The 5,821-nt window shown below is 58.3% G+C and carries 6 protein-coding genes and 1 pseudogene; all 7 read right to left on the reverse strand.

From position 1 onward, the window contains the following. Nucleotides 1-210 precede the first annotated feature (210 nt). A pseudogene (locus RKP46_RS08140) lies at nucleotides 211-925 on the reverse strand (type I restriction endonuclease); the annotation flags it as partial. Then, a complete protein-coding gene (locus RKP46_RS08145) occupies nucleotides 820-1,407 on the reverse strand; it encodes an HAD family hydrolase (RefSeq protein WP_311106183.1) in 588 nt (195 codons plus the stop codon). The pseudogene RKP46_RS08140 and the gene RKP46_RS08145, both read right to left, overlap by 106 nt. Next, nucleotides 1,400-2,563 (reverse strand): restriction endonuclease subunit S, encoded by a 1,164-nt coding sequence (locus RKP46_RS08150; RefSeq protein ID WP_311106184.1) that lies wholly within the window; start codon nucleotides 2,561-2,563, stop codon nucleotides 1,400-1,402. The genes RKP46_RS08145 and RKP46_RS08150 overlap by 8 nt, the downstream gene beginning before the upstream one ends. Continuing rightward, the gene (gene rhuM, locus RKP46_RS08155) at nucleotides 2,560-3,549 is read right to left on the reverse strand and encodes a RhuM family protein (protein ID WP_311106185.1); all 990 of its coding nucleotides are present in this window, start codon (nucleotides 3,547-3,549) and stop codon (nucleotides 2,560-2,562) included. Before rhuM ends, RKP46_RS08150 begins: the two co-directional genes overlap by 4 nt. Next, nucleotides 3,549-3,866 (reverse strand): hypothetical protein, encoded by a 318-nt coding sequence (locus RKP46_RS08160; protein ID WP_311106186.1) that lies wholly within the window; start codon nucleotides 3,864-3,866, stop codon nucleotides 3,549-3,551. The genes rhuM and RKP46_RS08160 overlap by 1 nt, the downstream gene beginning before the upstream one ends. After that, complete coding sequence (locus tag RKP46_RS08165; protein WP_311106187.1) at nucleotides 3,863-5,419, reverse strand: type I restriction-modification system subunit M; 1,557 nt, start codon at nucleotides 5,417-5,419, stop codon at nucleotides 3,863-3,865. The genes RKP46_RS08160 and RKP46_RS08165 overlap by 4 nt, the downstream gene beginning before the upstream one ends. Nucleotides 5,420-5,592: 173 nt before the next feature. After that, entirely contained in the window at nucleotides 5,593-5,775 is a 183-nt protein-coding gene (locus RKP46_RS08170; protein WP_311106188.1) for a hypothetical protein, read from the reverse strand. Nucleotides 5,776-5,821: the final 46 nt, after the last annotated feature.

Here is a 5,821-nt window from a genome sequence, read left to right on the forward strand (position 1 = left end):
CGCATCGGTTGCTGGGGAATTATGCGAATGGCGTCGGCTGACTGCGGTTTTTAGGATAAAGCGCCCGATCCTGCTCAGTGACCTGGCGGCCGACCACGGAGGGCGCAGTGTCCTCGCGTACGCCCAGTTCCTGGAAGGCGATGTCGAACAATGACGCCTTTACGCGCTCCGGCAGCGGTTTCTCCAGCAAGGGCTGGAGCATGGCATCGGCAACCTCTTCCTTCCATTTCGACGAGAACCTGGCCGGCGTGCCGGTGGTGGCGTAGCGAGCGTCGTTCTTGTTCACGCCCAGCACCATCTGCGCGTAGGTGAACAGGCGCGGAATGTGCGCGTCGTGCTGGTTGCGGATCATCTGCGAGATGGCCAGCTCGACTTCCACCTTCGGCGATTTGCACTCGATCACCGCGAAGGGGATACCGTTCACGAACAGCACGACATCGGGCCGCGCCGTGTCGTAGCTGCCGAGTTTTGGTCGATAGTGCTCGACGGAGAATTCGGTGGTGACGTGATAGACGTTGTTCGCTGGATTGCTCCAATCCACATAGTTGAGCGTGAAGCTCTTCACGTCGCCCTCGATGGACTGCTCCAACGCCACGCCGAGGGTCAGCAGGTCGTAGACGGCCTCATTGGTCTTCTGCAGGCCATCGCATTTCACGTTCTTCAGGCGCTGGATGGCACTCTGGATGTTCTCTCCGGAAAACAGCCAGGTCGCCGCCTTGTGCTGGATGCGGTTCTGCGCCTTCAACTGGCCGCGCAGGACTTCCTCCAGCAGCACGTTGCCGGCCCTGCCGCCGCGCGCGGCCAGCGCCTCGTTGGGCGTCAGATGCTCGAAGCCAAGATTGACCAGCACTTGCAGTGCCCGAATCTGTTGATGACCGAATTGTCGTGCACGTCGAGACTGCCCTTGTTGATGCGAAAAAGATATTGCGTCTTCGTTGTGTAATTCACGGCCAACGCCGGCCAGCAGGCAACCCCGTTATGGTCGAACATGAAACCCGATGCATAGACTTTCTTGAATTCCCGGTAGATCGGTGTCCCTTCCACCATTTCGCGGATACCGGAAGAGATAATGAAGTGCTCAAGCCGTACGCCCTTGGACTTGGCGTAGGCATTGATCCGCTTGAACCAGTCCCGCACCCCGGGGAACAGCTCGATCTTTGCACCAAAGCTCTTGAATTCGGCCCGACGCACAGCGACCTTTGCCTTACCTGCTTCCTCCAGCATCAAGCGCATGTAGGCAAGGATTTGATCCATTTCGTGCTTCTCGGCAAGTTGCCCTGACTCCTTCCAGAATTCGCTGGGTTTGATATCAAGCGCCGGAATGAAGTCATATTCCTGCATATTGCCGGGCGCCAGCGTGCCGTCGAAGTCGTAGGAAATCGCCATCGGAATGAGTTTCTTAGCCATGAGACTTCTCCTTGGATTTCGGTAATTTCACCCGCCATTGACCGGTGAGGAGTTTCTGCATCAGGCCGCGCTTCTGGGTCTTGAGCGCTTCCAGGTAATTGCCGAGAGTGGCAATTTCATCACGCAGTGCATTCAGGTAGAGGGCAATTGCGGCTTGCTTGGCCACGTCCGGCAGCGGAATTGCGAGACCCGCGAATTCGGTGAAGGACACGGTTTCGCGGACGCTGCCCTGGGCACTCTTCCTGATTCGCTCACATGCCTCGTGAGAATCCAGCCAGTGCAGGAAGTAGTCTGAATTAATCTTGGATTCGTCTACGCCGAACACCACATACATCGGGCTTAGCACGCCATCGTCCCAGCCATCCAGCCGGGCAATGGAGCCGACATTGATTCGGGAGGGGTTGTAGGCATATTGCCCGCGTCGCACCACTTTGTAGTTGGATAAGTCGGCGCTGGCGACCCGGCGCACGAATTGATCTTCAGGCAGGACGAAACCCCGCGAGTTGGTCACGCTAAGTACACGAGCCGCGTTGCCGCCGTGATTGCGCTCGGAAACTACGTGGGCGAAGGACCCAACGTGGCTGCGCGGATGATGGCCTCGGCTAATGGTGCGTGAAAGCTCATGACTGTAGTGACGTTCCTTTGCCGCGATCAGATTTTCTGTTATTCCGATGGCGCTCGACCATTCACGAAAAAGACGATTGATGGCCGCCTGCTCCGCCGCAGGCGGCAACACAATTGGAATTGACTGAAGTGCTGCTTTGTTCAGCTTGTATCGGCCAGCACCTTGACGAGTGAGATATGGCTTCAAGCTGCGATGCTTGAAGTAGTTGTAGAACCACTCTGCACTGCATCGCTCAGTTGTCTGGATTACATGAGCATGGTTATTGACGTTGAACTTTCCTGTCACGAGGATTGTTTGGGGTTTGTTCTCGACGTCCAGAAAGTGATCACCGTCCTCTCCGATAAGTGCATAGGTGCCGTCAAGACGATAACCGTCAATGCTATCGAGGACGCCCGTAGGACCGTAGTAGGGATAATCGCCCTCCATGCCGGAGCGCTCTTCCCGAGAGATGGGAAGACGAAGGTCATTGCGAATGGCGCATGCATCGCCGACGGTTGAGTGTGACCAATATTCAGGCATGGAGGCTGTCATTTCTTTGTCTCCCGCCCTTTATCCCCAAGCATGCGCTCCATCTGTTCCAGCGCCGCGACTGCCTTCACCATCCGATCAAAATCCGACTCGAACAGCCGGTCCTGCACGCTGCGGTCGGTGGCCTCGATGAAGCGGCTCAGGCGGGTTTCCCAACCCTGCATGGTCATGGGAATTTTGCGCTGCGCCATGTCCTCGGCCACATCCAGATAGGCGTTGACCAAGCGGGAAAGTTGCGCGATTTCGTGCTCGGTCAGGCAGTTCCTGGCCACCGCCAGGTCGAATTTCTGGATTTTGCCGAGCGGCGCGTCCTTCCGTGTGGTCAGCCCCATGTTCGCCTTTTCGCCATCGGCGCGGTGGTAGATGACCTCGGCAGCAGTCAGCCCGTGGATGGCCCAGTGCAGCTTGTTTTGCACGGTGGCGAAAAGGCGCTTGGTGGCCTGCGCCGTCACGTCGTAGTCGACTGCCGTGGCATAGATGTCGGTGATCTTCTGGTAGAACTTGCGCTGCGAGAGGCGAATCTCGCGGATGCGCTGAAGCTGCTCTTCGAAATACTGCTCGGTGAGGATGGCGCCGCCACGCTTGATGCGCTCGTCATCCATTGCACACGCCTTGATGGTGAACTGCTCGATGATGCCGGTGGCCCATTTGTGGAACTGCACCGCGCGCTCAGAGTTGACCGTGTAGCCCACGGCGATGATGGCGGGCAGTTTGTCGTGCTGGGTGTTGTAGCTCTTGCCGTCGGCGGCAGTTATCCGAAAATTTCGGATAACTGATTCGGCTTCGAGTTCGCTGTCGAAAAACACCTTTTTCAGGTGGTAGTTGATGGTTCGAACATCCACGTCGTAGAGCTGGGCCAGCATCTTCCGGGACAGCCAAATGCTCTCGTCGGCATGAACGGCTTCCACGCCACCCTGGCCGCTGGCAGCGACAAAGGTCAGGTACTCCGCCGCCGAGGAGCGGACAATCGAGACTTCCTGCTTCTTCATCAATGCCCCCTTCGCCCGGATTCGAACCCAACTGTTCGAAAAATCCGGGCTTGTCCTTCGGCCTTGGCCGAGGGGTTGGGCTGGATGATGCGGAAAATTCCCTCGGTGTTGGCGCAATTCGCCTTTTGCTTGTCTCGCCGACGTAAATCCTTGACACAGCCTTCCGGCTGAACCGATTCGTGGAGCACCGCGACCACGTCGACGATAGCAATCCACCATTCGTCGTTGTGCCAGATGCGCCGGGTATTTCGTTCCTGAAATACGATGATTCGATCAGTCTCGCTGGCAGGAAGATTGGTCTTCGTCCTCTTACTCATACGCCCAAATCCTTGAGGTATGCCTTCATCCTGACCCGCACTTCGGCCAGTTCGCCTTCCAGTCGCTCGATTTCCCGTTCCACGGCGGCGACGTCGATTTCCTCTTCTTCCTCGAAGGTATCGACGTAGCGGGGGATGTTGAGGTTGAAGTCGTTTTCGGCAATCTCGTCCAGGGTGGCGACGCAGGCATACTTGTCGACCGGCTGGCGCGATTGGAAAGCGCCGAGGACTCGGGTCATGTGCGCTTCGAGCAGGGTGTTCTGGTTCTTGCCGGACTGGTAGTCGCGGCTGGCATCGATGAACAGCACGTTATGGCAGGCTTCGCGGGGGCCGCCTTTTTCCCGCGCCCGGTCGAAGACCAGGATGGCGACCGGGATCGAGGTGGTAGGGAAGAGGTTGCCGGGCAGGCCGATGACGGCATCGAGCAGGTTTTCCTCGATCAGGGCACGTCGGATGCGGCCCTCGGCGCCGCCCCGGAACAGCACGCCGTGCGGTACGACGACAGCGACGCGTCCTTCCTGCGGCAGGGCAACGCCGATCATATGGGAGATGAAGGCGTAGTCGCCCTTGGATTTGGGCGGCATGCCGCGCCAGAAGCGGCCGTAGCGGTCTGCCTCGACTTCCTGGCCGCCCCATTTGTCCAGGCTGAACGGCGGGTTGGCGACGACCACGTTGAAGCGCATCAAACGGTCGTTCTCGACCAGCGCCGGGCTGTTGAGGGTATCGCCCCATTCGATGCGGGCAGCGTCCTTGCCATGCAGGAACATGTTCATGCGCGCCAGCGCCCAGGTACTGCCATTTACCTCTTGACCAAAGAGGGCGAAGTTGCGGCTGCCGGCCTGCTCGACCAACGCGGCGGCCTCGATCAACAGACCACCCGAACCGCAGCTCGGGTCACAGATGCGGTCGCCGGACTTCGGCGCGGCAAGTTGCGCCAACAGACGGGAAACCTGCTTGGGCGTGTAGAACTCACCGGCCTTCTTGCCAGCATCGGAAGCGAAGCGCTCGATCAGATAGATATAGGTGTTGCCGATCACGTCCTCGGAAACGCGCGACGGGCGCAGGTCGAGCCTGGCGAAGTCGTTGAGCAGATTCTCCAGACGGCGGTTGCGATCCTTGGTCTTGCCGAGATTGGCTTCCGAATTGAAGTCGATGTTGCGAAACACGCCTTCGAGCTTGGCCTTGTTGGCCTCCTCAATGTGGTCAAGCACGATGTTGATCAATTCGCCGAGATTGGCTTCCTTGCGGCGGTCGTAAATGGCATTGAAGCCGGCAAGGAAGCGCTCAGTCACTTTGCCTTCCTCGTCCTTGAACTCGACATAGGGCAGAAGGAAGCGCTCGCGCTCCAGCTTGCGGCGGATACGTTCCTCATTGTCGCCATGCTCGCGCTGGTATTCGGCGTAATGGTCGGCCCACAGGTCGCTGATGTACTTGAGGAACAGCATCACCAGGATGTAGTCCTTGTACTGGGCCGGATCGACAACGCCCCGGAAGGTGTCGCAGGCGGCCCATGCGGTACTGTTGACGTCCTGTTGTGTGATCTGGCCGGTCATCGTGTTTTCCTTGATCTTGTCGGTGCCGGGGGCCGAAGCCCCGGGTGGGTGTTACTGATCGCCGCAGGGTGGATTGAAGCTGGCGCGAAGTTCGCGCTCGATCAGCATCCGCTGCTGTTTCCGCACGTAAAGCACGGCGACCGCCAACCCACCCCGCTCTTATTCAGCAAGTCTCATTTTGCAAAAACGCGATTACGACGATCATGATGTTTGGCATCATGGAAACGACGATCATGTTTGTCAATTTGTCGTAATCGTGTTTTTGCAGATCGACTTGTCCTTGTGGCAGCGGATTCCTTGATCCGCTTGCCCGCAGGCGCGTCCTTGATGTCGACGCCCGCCACCTTCGTAATCATTCACTCCCCTACACGGTTGCCGGGATGGCGGGGATCGTGGGGAGCT

Origin of the sequence: Accumulibacter sp. (genome assembly GCF_031732815.1) — a bacterium.
Taxonomy (GTDB): domain Bacteria; phylum Pseudomonadota; class Gammaproteobacteria; order Burkholderiales; family Rhodocyclaceae; genus Accumulibacter.

Bases quoted from the DNA above. Each gene is read 5' to 3' on its own strand.
- RKP46_RS08170 (WP_311106188.1), bottom strand. From the start codon at position 5,775: ATGATTACGAAGGTGGCGGGCGTCGACATCAAGGACGCGCCTGCGGGC.
- RKP46_RS08150 (WP_311106184.1), bottom strand. From the start codon at position 2,563: ATGACAGCCTCCATGCCTGAATATTGGTCACACTCAACCGTCGGCGAT.
- rhuM (WP_311106185.1), bottom strand. From the start codon at position 3,549: ATGAAGAAGCAGGAAGTCTCGATTGTCCGCTCCTCGGCGGCGGAGTAC.
- RKP46_RS08160 (WP_311106186.1), bottom strand. From the start codon at position 3,866: ATGAGTAAGAGGACGAAGACCAATCTTCCTGCCAGCGAGACTGATCGA.
- RKP46_RS08165 (WP_311106187.1), bottom strand. From the start codon at position 5,419: ATGACCGGCCAGATCACACAACAGGACGTCAACAGTACCGCATGGGCC.
- RKP46_RS08145 (WP_311106183.1), bottom strand. From the start codon at position 1,407: ATGGCTAAGAAACTCATTCCGATGGCGATTTCCTACGACTTCGACGGC.